At 67.6% G+C, this 19,165-nt stretch carries 14 protein-coding genes and 4 pseudogenes; 5 read left to right on the plus strand and 13 right to left on the minus strand.

Annotation, left to right across the window (positions count from 1 at the left end):
* Positions 1 to 66: 66 nt before the first annotated feature.
* The 3 genes and pseudogenes from OG718_RS00355 to OG718_RS00365 all read right to left on the minus strand — a co-directional run.
* Positions 67 to 744, minus strand: a complete 678-nt coding sequence (locus OG718_RS00355; protein ID WP_328842682.1) for a hypothetical protein — start codon at positions 742 to 744, stop codon at positions 67 to 69.
* Positions 741 to 1,301 carry a hypothetical protein gene (locus OG718_RS00360; protein WP_328842683.1) on the minus strand — a complete coding sequence of 187 codons (561 nt, stop codon included), beginning with the start codon at positions 1,299 to 1,301 and terminating at the stop codon, positions 741 to 743. The genes OG718_RS00355 and OG718_RS00360 overlap by 4 nt, the downstream gene beginning before the upstream one ends.
* A gap of 501 nt (positions 1,302 to 1,802) precedes the next feature.
* A pseudogene (locus tag OG718_RS00365) lies at positions 1,803 to 2,220 on the minus strand (transposase); the annotation flags it as partial.
* Between OG718_RS00365 and OG718_RS00370 the strand changes: the two are divergent.
* Positions 2,158 to 2,520, plus strand: a pseudogene (locus OG718_RS00370) (transposase); the annotation flags it as partial. The pseudogenes OG718_RS00365 and OG718_RS00370 overlap by 63 nt on opposite strands.
* 49 nt (positions 2,521 to 2,569) lie before the next feature.
* On the opposite strand, the gene OG718_RS00375 reads toward OG718_RS00370, so the two are convergent.
* Positions 2,570 to 3,490 carry an MBL fold metallo-hydrolase gene (locus tag OG718_RS00375; RefSeq protein ID WP_328842684.1) on the minus strand — a complete coding sequence of 307 codons (921 nt, stop codon included), beginning with the start codon at positions 3,488 to 3,490 and terminating at the stop codon, positions 2,570 to 2,572.
* A gap of 99 nt (positions 3,491 to 3,589) precedes the next feature.
* Between OG718_RS00375 and OG718_RS00380 the strand changes: the two genes are divergently transcribed.
* Entirely contained in the window at positions 3,590 to 3,997 is a 408-nt protein-coding gene (locus OG718_RS00380) for a winged helix-turn-helix transcriptional regulator (protein WP_328842685.1), read from the plus strand.
* A 710-nt stretch (positions 3,998 to 4,707) separates the two neighbouring features.
* Here the strand turns inward: OG718_RS00380 and OG718_RS00385 are convergent.
* The 4 genes from OG718_RS00385 to OG718_RS00400 form a co-directional block, all read right to left on the minus strand.
* On the minus strand, positions 4,708 to 5,529 hold the full coding sequence (locus OG718_RS00385) for a calcium-binding protein (protein ID WP_328842686.1): 822 nt from the start codon (positions 5,527 to 5,529) through the stop codon (positions 4,708 to 4,710).
* Positions 5,530 to 5,682: 153 nt separating this feature from the next.
* Positions 5,683 to 6,339: a response regulator transcription factor gene (locus OG718_RS00390; RefSeq protein ID WP_328842687.1), complete on the minus strand. Its 657-nt coding sequence runs from the start codon at positions 6,337 to 6,339 to the stop codon at positions 5,683 to 5,685.
* Positions 6,336 to 8,624, minus strand: coding sequence for a sensor histidine kinase (locus OG718_RS00395; RefSeq protein WP_328842688.1), 2,289 nt, complete (start codon positions 8,622 to 8,624; stop codon positions 6,336 to 6,338). The genes OG718_RS00390 and OG718_RS00395 overlap by 4 nt, the downstream gene beginning before the upstream one ends.
* A 766-nt stretch (positions 8,625 to 9,390) precedes the next feature.
* Positions 9,391 to 9,567, minus strand: coding sequence for a hypothetical protein (locus OG718_RS00400; RefSeq protein WP_328842689.1), 177 nt, complete (start codon positions 9,565 to 9,567; stop codon positions 9,391 to 9,393).
* Positions 9,568 to 9,822: 255 nt separating this feature from the next.
* On the opposite strand from OG718_RS00400, the gene OG718_RS00405 reads away from it, so the two are divergent.
* Together OG718_RS00405 and OG718_RS00410 are read left to right on the plus strand one after the other, a co-directional pair.
* A complete protein-coding gene (locus tag OG718_RS00405; protein ID WP_328842690.1) occupies positions 9,823 to 11,094 on the plus strand; it encodes a hypothetical protein in 1,272 nt (423 codons plus the stop codon).
* Positions 11,091 to 11,293 (plus strand): annotated as a pseudogene (locus OG718_RS00410) (MarR family winged helix-turn-helix transcriptional regulator); the annotation flags it as partial. The gene OG718_RS00405 and the pseudogene OG718_RS00410, both read left to right, overlap by 4 nt.
* Here the strand turns inward: OG718_RS00410 and OG718_RS00415 are convergent.
* The 5 genes and pseudogenes from OG718_RS00415 to OG718_RS00435 all read right to left on the minus strand — a co-directional run.
* A pseudogene (locus OG718_RS00415) lies at positions 11,285 to 11,428 on the minus strand (RNA-guided endonuclease TnpB family protein); the annotation flags it as partial. The pseudogenes OG718_RS00410 and OG718_RS00415 overlap by 9 nt on opposite strands.
* Before the next feature lie 163 nt (positions 11,429 to 11,591).
* Entirely contained in the window at positions 11,592 to 12,752 is a 1,161-nt protein-coding gene (locus OG718_RS00420; protein WP_328842691.1) for an XdhC family protein, read from the minus strand.
* Positions 12,752 to 13,516 carry an MIP/aquaporin family protein gene (locus tag OG718_RS00425; RefSeq protein ID WP_328842692.1) on the minus strand — a complete coding sequence of 255 codons (765 nt, stop codon included), beginning with the start codon at positions 13,514 to 13,516 and terminating at the stop codon, positions 12,752 to 12,754. Before OG718_RS00425 ends, OG718_RS00420 begins: the two co-directional genes overlap by 1 nt.
* A gap of 170 nt (positions 13,517 to 13,686) precedes the next feature.
* Positions 13,687 to 14,694: an ABC transporter substrate-binding protein gene (locus tag OG718_RS00430; protein WP_328842693.1), complete on the minus strand. Its 1,008-nt coding sequence runs from the start codon at positions 14,692 to 14,694 to the stop codon at positions 13,687 to 13,689.
* 169 nt (positions 14,695 to 14,863) lie between these two features.
* Complete coding sequence (locus OG718_RS00435; protein ID WP_328842694.1) at positions 14,864 to 17,704, minus strand: molybdopterin cofactor-binding domain-containing protein; 2,841 nt, start codon at positions 17,702 to 17,704, stop codon at positions 14,864 to 14,866.
* A gap of 491 nt (positions 17,705 to 18,195) precedes the next feature.
* On the opposite strand from OG718_RS00435, the gene OG718_RS00440 reads away from it, so the two are divergent.
* Entirely contained in the window at positions 18,196 to 19,134 is a 939-nt protein-coding gene (locus OG718_RS00440) for a helix-turn-helix transcriptional regulator (protein WP_328842695.1), read from the plus strand.
* The last annotated feature ends 31 nt before the right edge of the window (positions 19,135 to 19,165 follow it).

Below are 19,165 nucleotides of genomic sequence, written 5' to 3' on the forward strand. Positions count from 1 at the left end.
TGACGCGACGACGATTGCCGTGACCGGTCACGGCAACCGTCGTCCTGTACCTGTGTGCGCTGCGGGCTAGTTCGTCCGGCCCAGGGCGGCGGCCTTGGCGGCCAGTTGGTCGACCTTGCCGGCGTTGTCGAAGCCGTCGTCGGCCACGGGTGTGACCTTCTCATCGGCGGTGACGGTATAGAGGGCCTGCTCCGGGTTGAGCAGGTCGTACGGGTTGGTGGTGCCCTGGTCGGCGAGCATCAGTACGTACTCGGTCTTGTCCTTGGCCAGGGGTGTGGTCTCCTGCTCCGCGTACGTCACGCCGCCCAGCGTGCCGCCGAGCTGGGAGACCTCGACCGTGGCCCCCGGCTTCACGTTGCCGGAGAGGACTTCGGAGACCTTGACCGTGGAGACGGTGACGACCACCGGCTCGGCCTTGGCGGCTTCCGCTTCCGAGAGACCCGCCTGCGGGTTGGCGGCCGGGTCGTCGCTCGTGGACTTCTCGGGAAACAGCTCCTGCACGCGGGAGCTGGTCACGGTGCCCCGCACGATGACGTCCGACTCCTTCACGATCGAGTCGAGCGAGTCGTACGAGGGGTAATCGGCGTGGTACGTCACGACGTCCGAGGCCGCCTTGACACCGGTGTTGGCCTTGGCCTTGGAGCCGGATTCGGATGTGCCCCGGCTGTCCGAGGAGCAGCCGGTGAGGGCGATGGCGGCCAGCAGCGCCGAACCGCCGACGAGAACGCTCCTGATCGCGGTCATGAGTAGATCCTCCGCACTTCGGAGACGTCGTACGGCTGCGGCTTCTGCACCGTCGTCCGGTTGCGGTTGTGCTTCATGAGCGAAACCCTGCCGGTGTTCGGGTTGTCGTCGAGGCTGAGCGCGTGCCCAAGTTCGTGCGTGGTCGTGCTGCGGCACCATTCGGTCATGCGGGAACCGGAATCCCGTTCGAGCGTCCTCGCGTTGGCCTTGATTTTGAATACGCGGTTGATCGGGCGAAGGCCGGACGGATCGTAAAGTCCGTACCAGCTCTGTGAATACCGGCCCGCCGTGAATTCGGCCCTGGCGCTTGAGTTGCGACCGATGCTTGCTCCGGCGCCCGCGTTGTTCCAGTTGCTGCGTCCGGTGTCGAGGAATCCGATCCAGGTGTCATTGATGCCGACAGCCTTGACGTTGAAGCTCCGGCTCGGCATGCCGCCGTCGTAGTAGTCGGCGTGGGCGGCCGTCGTCCCGGTGACGGCAAGAGCCGTGGTCAGGGCCGTGGTCAGGGTGGTGCAGGCGACCCATCTCGCTGTGGTCCGTGCGTATTTGTGTGTCAAAGAGTTTCCCCGTACTTGTTTTCGCGGGCAGTGGTGAGTTGCCCGTGTGTGGTCGTGGATTCGCAGCCGGGGCATGGGTGATCAGTCCATGTCCCCCGGAAACGGAGACCGTTGGGAGAAGTGGCGTATGCGGATTCCGGTTCCGCATGAATGCAGGGCCGAGTCTTCCCCCGTGTCTCGGCAGGCCACGTATGCGTGATGTTATGAGCGGAACTGGCTGTGGTCAACGGTGTTTGTGAGGCAACTGACCTTTATGGTGCGAGAGTTGAAAGAAAACGACCCGGAGCCGAGGGTTTGACTGCGGGTCGTTCTTGTGAGCTGAGCCTGGGTGCGGGTTAGCCTCGATCTTTCTTGATGGGCCGTCGACGAATTTGGCGGCCCATTTCGTTGCCGATGGTCGAGACCGGGCAGGTCGAGGGCCCGGGTGTCGTCTCGGGTGGACGCCGGGTTCCACTGCTCCGGGCTGGATCCTCTTCTCATAGGGACAGGCGAGTCCGCCGGTCAGCCGGGGTTCGGCAGGAGTGCAAGCCGTTCGAGGGCGTCTGTGATCTCGCGGGTCCAGGGCCAGTGGTGGGCGAGGCGGAGGATGCAGCGCCGGCCGGTGGTGACGGGCTGACCGGCCGCGGAGAACAGGCGGAGCCGCAGGTGGCGCGGTTCCCAGAAGCGGGGCTTGCCGGTCAGGGCGGGCAAGGGCATCCAGGCCAGCAGGTCGAGAGCGATCTGGACGATCTCCAGCCAGACCCGAGTAGGACAGCCGGCGTCCGCGCTGGGCGAGCCAGGCTACGAAGTCATGGGTGCCGCCATCGGAGTCGCATCGGACCAGCGTCCGCCGCCCTCGCCGGTACTTCCCCGGTAGTTCCAGGTGGTCCTGGGCCGTATCCGGGCGCCCAGGACCGGACCGGGCCGCCCGCGCACCCGGCCTGACAAGGTCCGTGCCGACAAGGCGTACGGCTCCCGCGCGAACCGCGCCTACCTGCGCAAGCGCGGTATCCGCTGCACGATCCCGGAGAAGCGCGACCAGGTTGCGAACCGGCAGAAGCGCGGTTCCCACGGTGGTCGGCCACCGAAGTTCGACAAGGCCGACCACAAGGAGCGCCATGCGGTGGAGTGCGGATTCAATCGCCTCAAGCGCCACCGCGCGGTCGCCACGCGCTACGACAAACTCGCCGTTCGCTACGAGGCGACCGTGCTGGTCGCGGCCATCAACGAGTGGCTGTGACCAACACCTTCGAAACGCCCCCTTGGGCGCTGTTACCGGCCCGCGATCTTTAGAACGAGGCTGGTGGGAGAAGGGCAGGGGACGCGTCCAGCAGCTGGAATCGGTTGTCCCGCTGCTGGACGCGTCCGCTGGTGGGATGCGTGAAGTGGGTGCCCAGCAGCAGGTCATCGGTACCGGCCAGCTCGGTGAGCAGGTGGTGGCGGGTGGTTCGTGCCTCGGCGGGATCGACGTCGCCGACGCTACCCATGTCGGGGTACGCCAGTTGCACGGGATGATGCAGGCTGTCGCCGCTGATCAGCGCATTGCGGCCGGTGCCTGTCAGCTTGACCGACAGGTGGCCGGGCGTGTGGCCGCGTGTCGGTACCAGGCGGACGCCGTCGGCCACCTCAAGGCCTGAGGCGGGGATGTCGAGCAGGTCGTACAGGCCGTTGTCACGGATGGGTCGCAGGGAGTCGCGGTGCACCTGGGCGACTTCCTCGTCGCTTTCGGCGGCGGCGGTCCAGTAGTCCCATTCTCTGCGGTCGGTGAGGTAGCGGGCGTTCGGGAAGGTCGGTGTCCAGCGGCTGTCGACCAGGTGAGTGTTCCAGCCGACGTGGTCGACGTGCATGTGCGTGGTGATCACCAGGTCGACGGTGTCCGGGGCGAAACCCGCGGCGGTCAGCCAGCGCAGCAGCGGGGTCTGCAGATTGTTGGCGTCGGGTATCTGCCGGGGCTTGTCGTTGCCGATGCCGGTGTCGACCAGGATGCGCTTGCCGTTCACCTCGATCGCGAAGATGTGAACGTGCATCGCAAAGGCTGTGCCGTCGGTGAAGTCGGGCTGCAGCCAGGGGTGGTGCAAGTGTTCCGGTGTGGCATCGGGCAGCAGCCATTGACTGGTCGCCGGTGACATCTCGATTTCGTCGACTCGGCGCACAACGATGCCTCCGAGGTCCCAGCCCAGGAAGGCCGGGGATACACGGCTTGTGAACACTTTGAATCCATTCGTCTTGTTTGACCGCCGGTTCCGTGGGTCGACTCTAGGACTGTCGGTGACCTTTCGTAAGTACGTACCTTTTTGTAAGCTGGTGGCATGGCGGTGAGTGAGCAGTTCAAGGATGTTTTCGCCCAGCTTCCGGCAGGCTCTTTCGACAAGGACTGCCCGACCCGGCCGGTGATGGCCCAAGTGACCGGCAGGTGGGGTGCGTTGATCATCGCTGCGCTGGTTCCTGGACCGATGCGCTTCTCCGGCCTTCACCGGCACATCGGCGGCATCAGCCAGAAGATGCTGTCGCAGTACCTCAAGTCGGTGGTGCGGTACGGGCTGGTCGAACGCCTGGTGGAGCCGACCGTCCCGCCGCAGGTCACCTATAGCCTGACGCCACTCGGGCGGAGCCTGGCGCAGCAGCTGTGCGCGCTGCTGAGCTGGTTCAGCGCCAACACCCCGGCACTGGAGGCCGCCCAGCAACGCTACGACGCTGCCGAATCCCCGGCCCGGTAGCGTGTCACGGGACTGCTTGCCGGCGCGCCATCAGCCTCCTTGTCGGGCAGCAGCCGCTTACGCTGCTCGGACCGGCCGCACGCTGCCACCGCCCGATCCACCAACCCCGGCGGATACACCCAGGTCAACAGCCCCAGACCCGATAAGTCAGACACACTCGCAGCCACCCGCACCACCCTCGGGACCCACTCCCAACCAGCCTACGCCCAGGGCAAAAGCAACGGTATTTGCCTTAAGGGAGCGGCCGACGCGATAGGCAACTCGCGTTTTGTGATTGGCAGTTCTGTCCATGAGGTCCTCCGTCAGATGGTCCCGCCTTGGTGAGCGCGCATATACGGGCTCGTCCGGACCCGATGCACGGCACGTTGAGACAGGCCCGGGTTCCTTAGCTCCGATGGGAGTGCGAACGATGCGCGAGGCATACGTTCATGAGGGAGCCGCTGCCTGCCGTGACGGGAGTGGGCGCCCCGCAGATGTGGGAAGCGATCCGCACGCGCGGAGGGGTTTGCCCTCGCTGCTTCTGTGTCGGCTTCCGCTGCGGCGGTGATGTGCAGGCACTGCTGCCGGGCGGTGTCGGTGCGCATCGGTCCCTCACCCTCCGATGAGCGGAGGGTGAGTACCAGCGATGGTTGGCCTACGGAGCTTCAGGTGATGCCTGCGACCTGTGCCCGCTTGGGATTACGGTTCGGCCCCCAGGGCAAGACCCTCTGTCACCGGGTGGCCGACTGGTGGCCCTGCGGTTTGTTGCTCCTCTCACAGCCGGTCATGGTGTCGTCGGGGCGGATGTCGATGGTGCACCTGTCCCAGCCGGAGCCGCCGCGGACGACATCGTTGGCCTTCCCGTCGCGTGCGTACAGCCTGTCGTTGCCGGCGTAGCCGTCCATCAGGTCGCGGCTTCGGTTGTCCTCGGCGGACGTCATCAGGTCCGCTCCGGCGCTGCCTCGCATGGTGTCCTTGCCGCTGCCGCCGACCAGGGTGTCGTTGCCCCAGTTCACGCTCCGGCTGTGGCCGTCGCCGCCTTCCAGGGTGTCGTCTCCCCGGCCGCCCTTGAGGTTGTCGTCTCCCGGGCCGCCCTTGAGCCTGTCGTTCCCCCGGAAGCCGCGCAGGCGGTCCTTGCCGGTCTTGCCTTCCAGGAGGTCAGCGCCCTCCTCGCCGGCGATGAGGTCGTCGCCCGGCCCGCCCACCAGGTGGTCGTTGCCGGTGTCACCGCAGATGATGTCGTTGCCCCCGCTGCCGTAGATCGTGTCACGGCCGCCGAGCCCGACGATGACATCCTTGCCTGTCGTACCGAACAAGATGTCGCGGCCCTGCCCACCCCACTTCGTCGCGTATTCGCCGTAGCAGCGCGGCGGGGCAGCCGCATCGGCGCCGGTCTGCGTGATTGTGGCAGCGATCAGGAGCAGCCCTCCGGTGACCACGATCAGGAGATTCCGCCGCTTGGACGTGGACGGGACGGTGCGGCTTCGGTCAGCGGCCGAGGCTGCCAGTGCAGGTGCGATGGCGCGGCGCGGCGCCAGGTGGCTGTGCTTCATGCTGTCTCTCCCATGGGCTTGTGGGCACGGCGTGTGCTGGGCCGCGCCTACGGTTGGGTGGTACAGCAGCCACGATGCTGTCCCGGTGTCCTGGTCCGCATGGGGCATGGTGTCCTGGACAGTCGGGCTCTTTGACGGGGTGTCGGAGCCGGTTCAGTCGGAGTGGAGGGTCAGGCCGGCGTCACGGGCTTGCTGCCCGGCCTGTGTGCGGTCGCGGGCGGGGAGCTTGGCCAGGACGGCCGAGACGTGATTGCGTGCCGTCTTCCCGCTGATCCCCAGCCGCTGCGCAATGACCTGGTTGGAGCAGTCCGTGGCCAACAGGGCGAGCACCTGGTGCTCTCGGTCGGTCAGCTGGGGGAACAGATGGAGCCGCAGGTGGTCTGAGGAGAGACGGGCCCGGATCCGGTCGCTGAGCCGGGGGTCGAAGAACATCGCACCGCGGGCGACGGTGCGCACGGCCTCCAGGATCGTGGCCGGCTCGGCATGCTTGGACAGGTAGCCCAAAGCACCCGCATCCATCGCGGCCGTCAGGCGCTGGTCGTCGTCATAGGCCGTGAGGATCAGCACCTGGACCGGGGGCTCCAGGCGGTGCAACAGGCGGGCGGTCTCGATGCCGTTCTGGTCGGGCATCTCGATGTCCAGGACAGCCACATCGGGACGGTGTTCCACGACGAGCTGCGCGGCCTGCCGCCCTGTGCTGGCGGTCGCCACGACCCTCATGTCCTCGGTGGCTGCAAGCCGGGCGGCGAGCCCTTCGAGGAAGACAGGATGGTCCTCAGCGATCAGGACGGTGATCGGGCGTGTGCTCATGGCGCCTGCTGGGCAGAGTGGCCGGACGGTGGACAGGGCAGGACAGCGTGCACGGCGGTCCCCCCGCCATGCCGGATACGCACGGTGCACCGGCCGCCCAGTTCCTCGGCACGTTCGCGCATCGACCGCAGCCCGAAGCCGGGACCACGGTCATCGATGACGACCGGCAATCCGACGCCGTCATCGACCACCTCAAGCTGCAGCAGAAGCGCTTCCCCATCGAAGGTCGACAGCCTGAGCGGACCGGACGGCGCGGCGAAGCCGATGCGGACCAGGCAGTGGGAGGCGTGCGCATGGCGGATGCAGTTGGCCATTGCCTCCACCGCGATGTGGTAGGCGGCGACTTCGACGGCGGCCGGCAACCCGGTGGTCCCGGCAGGGCCGACCACCTCCCAGTGCGGAGTGCCGGCCGTATCCGCCGCCAGGTCGTGCATCCTGAGCCGGATCGCCTCCATGAGACCGAGGGAGTCCAGCGCCGGGGGGCGCAAGCCTTCCACCAGAAGGCGCAGATCATGGGCGGTGGTGCGCATGCCTGCCGCGCTCTCGAGCAGCAGGCGGTGAGCGCTGTCGAAACGATCCGGGTCGACCCGCGGCAGGACCGGCATGTCCTCGCCATCAGCAGGCGTCGGCGAGGAGGTGATGTGACTGCGCCAGCTGTCGAGCAGGGCGAGGGCTGCCTCGGTCTTGAGTGACAGTCCGGAGAGGGTGGGGCTGAGCCCGTCATGAAGATCCCGGCGCAGCCTCCGACGTTCGTCCTCACGGGTGGCGACGGCGGCGGTGCGTGAGCGCAGCACCTCTTCATGGAGGGCCACCGCCTGCATGGCGGGGCCGAGCTGCGCGGCCACCTCCCCCAAGAGGGCCAGATCGGACGCGGACAACGGCTCGTCGACCTCGCGGGCGGAGACGGTCAGGCGGCCGACGGCCCGGCCGTGGTGGTACATCAATTGGCTGTAGCGGGCACCGACCGGGGCCCCCGAGTGCTCGGCCGTGCGAAAGCCGCCGGGCGCGGTCGGATCCGTGAACTCGACGGCTGCGTAGGGCAGTCGCAGAGCCTGGGTGACGGCTACCACCACATGCGGCAGCGCCTGTTGGGGAGAGGGAATCTGCGCCAGGGCCCGCCCCAGCGCCCGCAGTGTCTCGGCGGGCTGCTCCCGTCCGCCGAACAAACGCTGGGCGGCACGGCGGCGGATCGCCTCGCGCACCGGCAGGGCAATCACCGCAACCGACACTGCCGCGGCAGCCGCCACCGTGGTGTCGGACGCCGCCGTGGTCGCCGCCGCTACGGTGACCGACAGGTAGCAGCCGAACAGCACGGCCGCCAAAGCGGTGTAGCCCAGGGCTCGGCTGATGACCCGCTCGATGGCGTACAGGTGGTAGCGCAGTATCGCGACGGTGATGCCGACCAGGATGGGCAGGCCGGCCAGGCCCACCCACCGGATGGTCGTGGGCCGGTAACCGACGACGATGTCGGGCACGAGCCAGAGCGCGAACAGGCCGAGTCCGGACAGCAGCCCGCCACCGAGCACCCAGCGCAGGGGACGACGGTGTCGGGGCACGGCCCGGCGGTACACCTGGAGCGAGAAAAGCCCGGCAGCGATCCAGCAGGCCACGGTGACGGTTTCCTGACCCGCGTGGATCCACCCGATCGCCGGCATCCCCGAAGGGCCCAGGACCAGTACGCCCCCGGTCCATCCTGCGAGCAGCAGCAACGGCCCGCCATAGGCGGCAGCGCTCAGCCACCGATAACTGCCCGGCCGGTGGGCTCGCAACGGGACCAGAGCAAGCGCCACCATGGCTCCCCAGGCGAGTGACCCGCCGCCCAGAGTGGCAATGTGATACAGCCAGAACAACGCACTGCCCGTCGCCGCATCCAGCGCTGTCATCCCGACCGCCGGTCCAGCGGCCAGCCAGGCGAACATGCCGGCGAAACCGAGCAGCAAAGGGGTGCCCGTGGGGGCAGCCGGGCGGCGGGCACGCAACCACAGGGCCAGCACACCGAGGATGCTCAGGTAGAGCAACGGGCCGGAAAAGGTGACCAGCTGCCTGCCCAAGGGCGGTCGGGCTAAGGCCACTTCCACCTCCATCGGCGCCCCGTCCCGTAACAGCTCATAGCGCAGCACAGCACCGGAACGCAAGGTCTGATCCGGTACCGAGCCCACGCCCTCGGCCAGGGAATATCCCTCGATCGCGATGACTACATCATCGTTCCTGACCTGCTTCGCATGGGAAAACCACTGCCCCACCACGAGCCTCGCAGGCAGCCAATCAGCACGCGAATAACGCACATCGGTACCGTCACAGGGCGTATCCAAACGGAGTGCAAAACCCCAACAGCCCAAGGCGACAAGGGCTCCTGCCAGCACCGTGGCGAATGGAACCCGGACAGGCAGTGCCGAATCCCTCAGCGCCCGCATCCTTCACATCATGAGGCACCCCACCTGCCGCGGCAACAGCCGTACAGCCGCGGCAAAAGGACGCGACAGCAGTATCACGGACGCGAACAGCACCCTGGCCCGCCCGCCCCACGGCGGGCGTGACTACGCTGAAGAGCCGTGCGGGATCAGCATCTCTCGCAGGTCCTGACACGAGGGCAGCGGGGCCCCGCTGGGCTCCCACGAGCGGGGCTCCGCGGGAGCGGTGGGACTGTTGTCGGCAGAAGGTTCCGGACCTGACTAATTGTCAGATGTCGGGTCGCTGCGGCGCGTTGAGCCTTGCATTAAACGATGGGTGCAGCTCGTCTTGAGGGAGGGGCGCGATCAAGCGATGGCATGAGTGCGTCAGGGTTCCCTGACTGCTGCGGCCGCCGCAGCCCGCAGTTCGGCTGTGTTCACCCCGGGGTCCTCGAGCAGGGCAGTGGTGTGTTCGTTGTGGTCGAGGATCAGTGCGAGCAGGCGGGCAGAGGCGAAAGGGCTTCTTGGTGAGGCTTTGCGAGAGGTGGAGGATCTACTCCACCGCGGGTGCCCAGGGCAGATCCCGAGCGTGGCCGAGCCTTCCTGGCGTGCCGGGTGGCAGCCAGCCGGGCGGCTCAGCAGGCGTCACTCTGGGGGTGGTTCAGAGGGTGTCGGCGATGAAGTCGGTGGCGGCTGGCATATTGTCGGCGCTGACGTGCTCGATGCCGCCTTCGTGTTCGGCGAACCGCTTGAGTTCTTCGGGCTGTTGACAGCGGTCTCGTACTGGTTGACGGCGTAGGTGCGACAGTACCGCGCGCACCCCGATCGGATAGGTCACGAACCACCACCGTCCTGACGAAGCGTCAGCCCAAAGGCTTGAGACGGACACGCTGGCCAGGAAAGTGAAGGAGCGCAACCGGGATACTAGGCTCTCGAAGCCGACATCCGGGCCTGGATAAGGGCTGGAACGAAGACCCCAAACCGTTCATCTGCAATAGCAGGCCGGATCGCATTTTTGTGCCGCCTCCAGATTCATCATTCATCACAGCAAAGGCCATAAATGTCGCGAATAGCTGCCAAACTTCGTTCGCGTATGCCTGAAGCGTCGTCGACAGGTCTCCTCGGGTGGTCCGGCAGCACCTTTGCCATCGCAGCCGTCATTGCCGTCGCCGTGATCGCCGTACGGCTCTCGATGGTGCACCAGCAGTCCCCCGACTACACCAGGTTCCTGAAGCCCTGGTACCAGCACATCTCCGCGAACGGTGGCTTCCACGCCCTCAAGGACCCCGGCTTCTCCGACTACAACGTCCCCTACCTCTACTTCCTGGCGTTGTTGACGCACTTGCCGATCTCGCCGCTCGCCGGGATCAAGGCGATCTCAGTCGGATTCGACCTGCTCCTGGCGATTTTTGCGTTCCGGATCACGGCCCTGCGCCATCCTGGCCGGCCGGGTCTGGCCCTCGCCGCCGGGGGCATCGTCCCGCTCCTGCCGACGGTGACGGCCAACAGCGGCTGGTGGGGCCAGGCTGACTCGATATTCACCGCTTTCATCCTCGGAGGGATCTACTTCGTACTGCGCCACCGTCCGTGGTGGGCCTGCACCTTCTTCGGGCTAGCGCTCGCGTTCAAACTGCAGACCGTCTTCATCTTCCCGTTCCTGTTCGTGCTGCTCCTCACCCGGCGGTTGCCCTCGAAGGCCCTCTTGGCCATTCCCGCCGTCTACCTGGCCCTAGACGTGCCCGCACTTCTGCTCGGCGCCGACCCGGTGCAGCTCCTGACCATCTACGCGCGACAGACCGGCACCTACCAGTTCCTCACCATGAACGCGCCGTCCGTGTACCAGTTCGTCACATCGGGCGACCACGCCGACGCCATCCGCTCGGCGGGCATCCTTGGCACCGGGTTCGTTGTGCTCGCGCTGACGGCACTGGTCGTGTTCTCGCGCGTCGGCCGTGCGTCCATGCGGCTCGGTGGACGCGACAGTGAGATCACTTCGACGCGCATCCTCCTGATGGCCACCGTCTCAGCCGTTCTCGTGCCGTTCCTGCTGCCGTCGATGCACGAACGCTACTTCTATGTGGCGGATGTGCTGAGCGTGCTCTCGGCGTTCTACCTGCCCAAGCAGCTCTGGCTGCTACCCGTCGTGGTGCAGATCTCATCGTTCGGCTCGTACCTGCAATACCTCAGATACCAGGAGCTCAACCGCATGCCCGACATGGCGCTCTGCGCCGGCCTCATGGCTGCGGCAGTCATCTGGCTGCTGGCCGTCACTGTCCTGGAGTTCCGCCGGGGGGACAACTCCCCGGGACCGGCCATCCCCGGACCCGTCGCCGAGCATGTCCAGCCCCGTACTCCGTTGGCATAGGCCAACGATCCATCACGCAAGCCGAGAGGGTGGCGGAAGCCAAGCTCGGCGGTATCCCGGTCCGCCACGGCAGATGGCTGCCGTCGCCAACATCTACCGTGCCGCATCGGCGGTCCGGCGGCACCTGGAGAACTGTGTGCTGCGTGGTGCGGACCTGACCTGGACGGCATTCGTCGTGCTGTGGGTGGTGTGGATCTGGGCGCACGGTGTCCAGCGGGCCGGACATCTTCGCCAGCGTCAGCTTCCCGTCCCGGTACCGGAACGCACTGGAGGTGTACTCCGCCGACCTGCGCGACTTCTTGCGGAACTTGAAACGCGGGCACCTGGCCCGCTTCGCAGGAATCCGATTCCTCCCCCGGCTTCACTCAAGGCGAGGATTTCCCTGGAGGTTTCCGATGAAGATCTCGCTCCGGCTACCCGGCTCACCCCAGATTGCTGGGAAATGTCAAACTGCCATGAGTCAAGCCGGGTGCGATTTCAGGATCTTCTGGGCACTCCTAGGCAGCAAGTTGTTGGGGGAAGCCCAGCACGTCAGCGTGGATTGTTCCGCTGGTGGCACCCAGTGGGGCGCCGGGACGGTGATTGCGTGAGGCAATGATCTCGGCGAGTACGGAGATCGCCGTCTCATGCACGGTGCGGCTGCCGATGTCGAGTCCGCACGGGGCATGAATGCGGCTCAGCTGCGCGGAGGAGAGACCGGCCTGCTGGAGGCGGTGGCGGCGGTCGGCTGCGGTCTTCCGGCTGCCGAGGGCACCGATGTAGCCGGCTGAGGTGGCGAGGGCTGCCGCGAGAGCTGGTTCGTCGAACTTGGGGTCGTGGGTGAACACCAGCACGGCGTCCCGTGGGCCGAGGTCCTGGCCCCGGAGCACGTCCTGCGGCCACCCGACGACGACCTTCGCGGCGCGGGAGAAGCGGGGCGAGCGGGCGAAGCGCTCGCGGGCGTCGCAGATCGTGACGTCGTAGCCGAGTTCCCGCGCCAGGGGTGCGAGTGCGGCGGAGAAGTCCACTGCACCGACGATGATCATCCGGGGCGTCGACGCGAAGCTCTGCAGGTGTACGCGCAGGTCCTGGCCCGCCGTTGTGCCGTCGGTGTCGAAGGTTCGTACGGCAGTGATGCCCTGGTCGAGCAGGCCGTCGAGTTCCCGAAGGACGTTCCGGTCCAGCTGGGTGATTTCGCCCAGTGTGCCCAGCGGCAGCCCATCGACCAGGGCGAGCTTCGCTCCGGCGTGCGGTCCGTCGAGGAGGGTGGCGACGGCTGCGTGGCGGTGGGCGAGGACCGCTTCCAGGACGGCGAGTTCGGTCTGTGCGTCAGCTCCGCGCACTTCGTGGAGGAAGATGTGGACCGTGCCGCCGCACATGAGGCCGACGTCCCCGAGGTCGTCTTCCGAGACCCCGTAGGTGACGAGCTTCGGCGGCCCTCCCGCGAGGATGAACTCGGCCTCTTCCACGAGGGCCGCTTCCACGCAGCCTCCGGTGAGGGAGCCCTCGATCGCGCCGCGTTCGTCGATCACCATGCGCGCTCCGGCCGGTATCGGGGCCGAGCCGTCGACGCCGACAAGGAGGGCACTCACCATGCGTCGCTTCTCTCGCAGCCGCGTGGCGGCGGCGGACAGGGTGGCGAGCGCAGTCTGGGACTCGGTGGACGAAGGGGTCGACATCACGCAGCCTCCTTGATCGGAACCGGGCCACTGCTTGCGTCGAGGGCCGACGGACCGGCGGATCCGCATAGCTTGTGGGTGTGAAGACGGCGGTCGGCAATGGCGCGGTGCACCACCGCTCCGACCGCTCCGCCGATCATGGGAGCGATCAGGTAGACCGCGAGATCGGCGGTCTGTCCCGACCACAGCGCAGGACCGAACTGGCGCGCGGGGTTGGAACTTCCGCCGCTCAGCGGGCCGAGGACGACGATGTTCGCGGCCACCAGGAGAGAGACGGCGTACGGGACCATCCCACGGCTGCGCCCGGAAGGCATGGAGAGGAGAAACCCGACGACCAGGACGATGACCGCGACGCCGCTGGCCTCGGCGAGCGCGACCTCGGACCAGTTCCAGGCGGGTGAGGGCAAGGCCACCCCATAGTTGACGGGCGGCAGTCCGCTCGTCCTTCCCCAGACGAGCCGTCCCAGGCCGGTGCCGACGATCGAGCCGGCAAGCTGGGCGATGACGTAGCCCGCCACGTCGCGGCCTGGGAAGGCCCGCATAAGCCACAGCGCCAGCGTGACCGCGGGGTTCATGTGTGCCCCCGAACGCCGCCCCCAAGGTGACAAGACCAGGGAGAACAGGACAATCGCCACAACCAGCGCCGCTACGGATAGTTCGCCGCGCGGTGAGCCCAATTCGGCGATCGCTGGGGCCACGTGCAGAGCCCAGACAGTGGTGATCACGGTGAATGTCAGCACGGTCGCGAGCGCGAACTCGATCACTGGGGTCGTGAGACTTTCAGGCAGATTCAGTCGGCGCCTCCTCTCCGCTGTCACTCCGTTTTCTGTATGCGTCGACAACGTTTCCCTCCTCGTCGGCGAGTCAACGGCAGCCAGCGGCGGAGGTGCGGTCCACCGCTGGAACCGGCGGCCGGCCCGGTGCCGGCTTTTGCTCATGACGTGCCGACGTTGGGCTCCCCGACGACCGGTCCGATCAGGTCCGCGCAGGCGCCACGGGCCTGCTGGACGCGGTCGTCGTCGAGCATGAACGCGAGGAACTGGTCGGCCAGCGGGTACTCCGCGAGCGGGCGCAGGCCGGTGGGGGCGGGCAGGTCGGCGCGGGGCGACCAGGTGCCCAGGGTGGCCTGCTGCTCGGCGGCCAGGAACCACGACATGTACAGCTTCGCGGTGCTGGGGTGCGGGCAGTTGTTGAAGATCGCCGCGGTCTGCGGCCAGACCGGCATGACGTCCTGCGGCACGTGGACCGCGGTGGGCCTGCCGGCCGCGATGTCCGCCATGGTCAGCGCCACGATGCTGTCCATGGAGACGTCGGCGTCGCCTGCGGCGATGCGGTCGGCCACGCCCAGGTGGCCGCGGATGAACTGGGCGCCGCTGTGGACGTAGTCGGCGACGAAGTCCCACCCGTAGCGCTCGGCGAGGGTCGCGTACAGGTACAGGGTGATGTCGTCGTCGTGGGGGTAGGTGGTGATGGCGCGTCCCCGGAAGAGCGGGTCGAGGAAGTCGGTGGCCACGGTGGGCATGAGGTCATCGGGCACCGTGTCGGTGTTGCGGGTGTAGGCAAGCGCGTGCACGATCAGCCCGTGGTAGGTGCCCTCGGTGTCCTTGAAGGCCGCCGGGATGTGCTCGGAGCCGTCGGGCTGGTAAGCGGTGAGGACCGAGCGCTGCTTCCAGTGGTAGAAGTCCTGGACGGTCTGGAAGATCGCAAGGTCGACTTCGAGGTTCTCGGCAGCGATCTGGGCGTCGATCTTCGGGGCCAGGATGTTGGAGAACGTCGCGGTGATGTCGACGGTGATACCGGGGAACGCCTTCTCGAACGCGGCAGCGGCGCCGGTGTACAGGGTGACGGGGCCGCCGCCGTAGAGCGACAGGGCGCCGCCCTCGCGCAACGCGGCCTGGTAGAGCTGCTCCCACTGGGGGTTGTCGGTGAGGGTGCTGTTCACGTGCTCGTCCTTCGGTTGCGTGACGGCGTCTGCCGTACGGGCTGTCCGGGCATCAGGCGGAGCGCGGCGGGGCGGTGCCTGGCGGGTGGGGGTGGGCGGTGGGAGCGGGGCCGCAGGGACATGCCGCACCCGGTCCTGCGTGGGCGGCACGGTGCGCCGCCCACGGGCTCTAGTTGTTGAGGGTTCCGTCGAAGGCGACGGACGCGTGTGAGCCGTCGCAGAAGGGCTTGTTTGCGGAGGCGCCGCAGCGGCATAGGTACACGTCGCCGTCCGGAACGTCCACTTCGCGTCCGTCGTGGTCGTGGATCGTGATCGGTCCGGAGCACTTGTAGGGGCCGTCCTGTGTGGGGACGATGTCGACGGCGGTGATGGGATTCTCCTGGGGTGCGGGGCGGGCTGACGGGTCGTGGGCGATCCGGGTGCGGATTCCGCCGGTCGGGGAGATCTTGGTGCTCGTGCTGACCGGAAGGCTGCGGATGCGCTCGCCGCGCAGGCTGGCGATCGCGTTCACGAGCGCGGGTGCCACGGTGGGCACCGCGACCTCGCCGATGCCGCCGGGCGCATCCCCGGACGGCACGAGATGGATGTCGATGTCCGGGGTGCCTGCCATCCGCATAATGGGGTAGCCGTCGAAGTTCTGCTGGACGACGTTGCCGTCCTTGAGCGTGATGCGGCCGGAGAGGGCGGCGCTGAGGCCGAACAGGGCTCCGCCCTCGAGCTGGGCACGGACCATGTCCGGGTTGACGACGGTGCCCGGATCGGCGACGAGGACGATCCTGTCGAGGTGGATCTGATCGCGTGCGTCGGTCGAGATCTCGACGACCAGGGCACTGTGTGTGCCGAATCCGGACGAGACGGCCACGCCGCGCGCCCGCCCCGCCGGCAGCGGGGTGAACCAGTCGGAGCGTTCGGCGGCCAGGTTGAGCACGGCGAGGGTGCGCGGGCTGGAGACGAGCAGGTCGCGGCGCAGCTCCAGGGGGTCGCGGTCCAGGCGTTCGGCGATCTCGTCCAGCACGGTCTCGATGGCCAGCACGTTCTGGACCATGCCGATGCTGCGCCAGGTCGCCACCGGGATCGCCGTGGGGAAGTGGATCATCTCCACGCGCTGGTCGCCGAAGGCGTAGGGGTGGTCGATGGCGCCGACCACCTGCAGGATGTCCACGCCGTTTTGGAACAGCGCCTTGCCCGTCACCGGGAGGGACTCAGCGACCGCCTGGGCGACCACCCGGTGGTCCCAGGCCGTGATCGCGCCGGTGGCGTCGAGGCCGGCCCGGACCCGGACGGCCGCCATGGGCCGGAACTGGCCGCTCTTGAATTCCTCGGTCCGTGACGACTGCACCTTGACCGGGTGCTTGAAGCCCAGCGCCTGCGTAATCTCCACGGCCTCCGAGACCGGGCTCGGGGCTGCTCCCAGCCGCAGTCCGAACCCACCGCCCGCCAGCGCGGTCTGCACTTCGATCCTGTCGTCCGGCAGACCGGTCACGTCGGCGGCCACCATGCGCGCCACGTCTCCGGACTGGGTACCGGCCCGCACTTCCAGGACGCCGTCCTCGCGCATCCGGCAGGCCGCGTTGTGGGGCTCCATCGGAGCGTGCGCGAGGTAGGGAACGTCTACGACGGACTCGACGACCGTATGGGCGGCGGCCAGCGCGGCCTCGACATCGCCCTCGCTCTTCGCGACGGCGGCGCCGGACCCCTCGCGGGCGAGCTGTAGATGCTCCTCGCGCAACTGGTCGGTGCCGCGTGTCTCCGCGCCGGTGTTGTCCCACTCGAGGACCAGAGCGGCGGCGCCCTTGACGGCGTCGAAGAAGGTCTCGGCCACCACGGCCACACCGTTGCTGATGGTCACCACGTCAACGACGCCGGGCATCTCGCGGGCAGCGTCGTCCTCGACCGAGGCGAGCGTCGCGCCGAACAGCGGCGGATGCACGACGAGCGCGGTCAGCACACCGGGCCACTCCACGTCGATGGTGTACGCGGCGGTGCCCCAGATCTTGCCCGGGCTGTCGACCCGCGGGCCGCCGTCCCGTCCCACCTGCCGATACTCATCCGCCTGCTTGGGCTGGGCGTCCAACGGCGCGGGCAGCAGCGCGGCCTCGGCCGCCAGCTCGCCCACCGTGGCCCGGTGACCGTCGGGATGGCTCAGGACACCTGCGCTGACCTCGATCTCCTCGGCCTGCACGGTCCACCGCAGGGCGGCGGCGTTCTTCAGCCGCTGCCGCAGAACCGCGGCGATCTGCCGGTAGCGCTGCCAGAACATGATCAGCGAAGTCGAACTACCGGTGCTCTGCAGGCCGCCCCCCAGGATGGGGTTGTCGTAGCGTCCGGACGTGTCCGTGACCGTGACGACGTGCACCGACGCCGGCTCAACGTCGAGTTCCTCGGCGAGGATCGTGGTCAGCGCGGTGTGGACGCCCTGGCCCATCTCCAGCTGCGACGACGCCACGTGCACCGTCCCGTCCGGGTCGATCGTCACGTATGCGCCGATGGGGTCGGTGACGTCGAAGACCGGCTCCCCTCCGGTGTCGCCTGTCGGCACCGGTGCGGGCCGTCGGCCGGCCTTCAGCGTGTCGGCTGCCTCGTGGATCGCCGCGCGGATACGCGGATATGTGCCGCACCGGCACAGGTTGCCGGTCATCGCCTTGTCGATGGCCAGGTCATCGGGCTCGGGATCGGCGCTCAGCAGTGCGGTGGCGGCACAGATCTGGCCCGGCTGGCAGTACCCGCACTGCACCACATTCTTGCGGTACCACGCGTCACGGACGGCGTCTGCCTCTGCACCCGCCGCTGCCTGCGCGGTGACCACCTTTCCCTGCACCCGGCCCGCCAGCTGCTGGCAGGCCTTCACCGCCTTGCCATCCACCAAAACCGTGCACGCCGCGCAGAACCCGCCCCCGCAGCCGAACTTCACACTGCGTACTCCGAGAACGTCACGCAGAACCCACAGCAGGGGCGTCTTGGCATGCCGGTCATCCACGTCGTGGAGTTCACCATTGACATCTAGCTTCATGAAGAAACGGCCCTCACGCCGTAGGCAGCGCGGAATTTACGCGCGCCTGATCCGTATTTCCCGGGTGCGGCCTCGCAGAAATATTCCGCAGCCAGCAAAAGGCTCCCAGCGGCGGTGGTGAGAAGCCACAGATTTCCGGCGTCACCCGACACAACTCGGTCGTGAGCCGGACCTTGTTCCTTCACCAAGTATGACGGCTGTCCGCTCAGTCCGCGATGGACAGAGTTCGCAGGCGTATGGACTTATCCATCGTACGATGGACAATTCTTGCGACCGTATGGACGCATCCTTCGCCATCCCGGCCCAGCGGTCCGTGAGCGTCGGCACCGCGAACGGCGAGCGAGCGCCAGCCACCCCAGTGTTCCGTGGATCTCGCGGTGCGAGGCGCCGGTGTCCGGAGGCATACCTCACCCTGGAGTGCAGGTCAGTGGCTTCTTCGGGGCGGTAGCATGTGTAACAGCGGCGGATCGCCGCGGGCAGGAGCCCTCGTCTTGAGTACTGAGCCAGATGTCCAGCTTCCGAGCAGGCGGCTCGGCCGTGAGCTCGTTGTCGAGCGCATGCCGATAACCGTTCCTGCACTTCATGTGACGCTGTACGAACGTGACACTTTCGTCGATGACCGGTGCCCTGTCTATGGGCCTCATCAGCATGAGTTCCATGAGCTGATCTGGACCAGGAGCGGAACCGGTCACCACCGTCGCGACAACGAACGTTCCGTCCTCGGGGAAAACACAGTGATGCTGGTCGGCCGCGGCCAGGTACATCATTTCGAGCGGGCGCAGGACTTGTCGGGGGCGATTGTCCGCTTCGGTGACGAGCTGCTGTACGACGAGGTGGCCGGACCTGGGCAAAGCCCCGGCCGGCTACTCACCGGCCGCCAGATACCGGTCATCCGGGTGCCATCGGATTCCACGGCGCGCGTCGACGCCCTGATCCACGCGCTGGACGCCGAGGCCAAGGGCCCCGTGGACGCCCGGAGTGTCGGGGTGCAGCGGCATCTGCTGCTGGCGCTGCTCGGGTGGGCTGAGCGCTGGTCGCAGGAGGGCGCGCCTCGGCAGACCGCAGAGGATGAATCCGACATCCGGCTGCACCGGCGTTTCGTCGATCTGCTCGAGCGTGGCTTCGCCGACCATCACGACGTCGGTCACTATGCGCAGGGGCTCGGGGTGTCGCCGGGAGTACTGTGGCGGGCGCTGTCGCGGGTGACGGACAACTCGACACGGGGGCTGATCACTGAGCGGGTGATGCTCGAGGCCGCTCGGCTGTTGCGCTTCACGGAGATGTCCGTCAGCGAGATCGCCTCCCGCGTCGGCTTCAACGACCGGCTGTACTTCTCCCGTGCGTTCAAGCGGCAGTACGGCGAGTCGCCGCTGGCCTACCGTGAACGGCTGCATGGCCGCGATGGCGCCGAACCGTATGCCGATCACTGAGCCGGCAAGCGGCACCGGGCATCCGACGGCG

The organism is Streptomyces sp. NBC_00258 (genome assembly GCF_036182465.1).
In the GTDB taxonomy this organism is placed as follows: Bacteria; Actinomycetota; Actinomycetes; order Streptomycetales; family Streptomycetaceae; genus Streptomyces.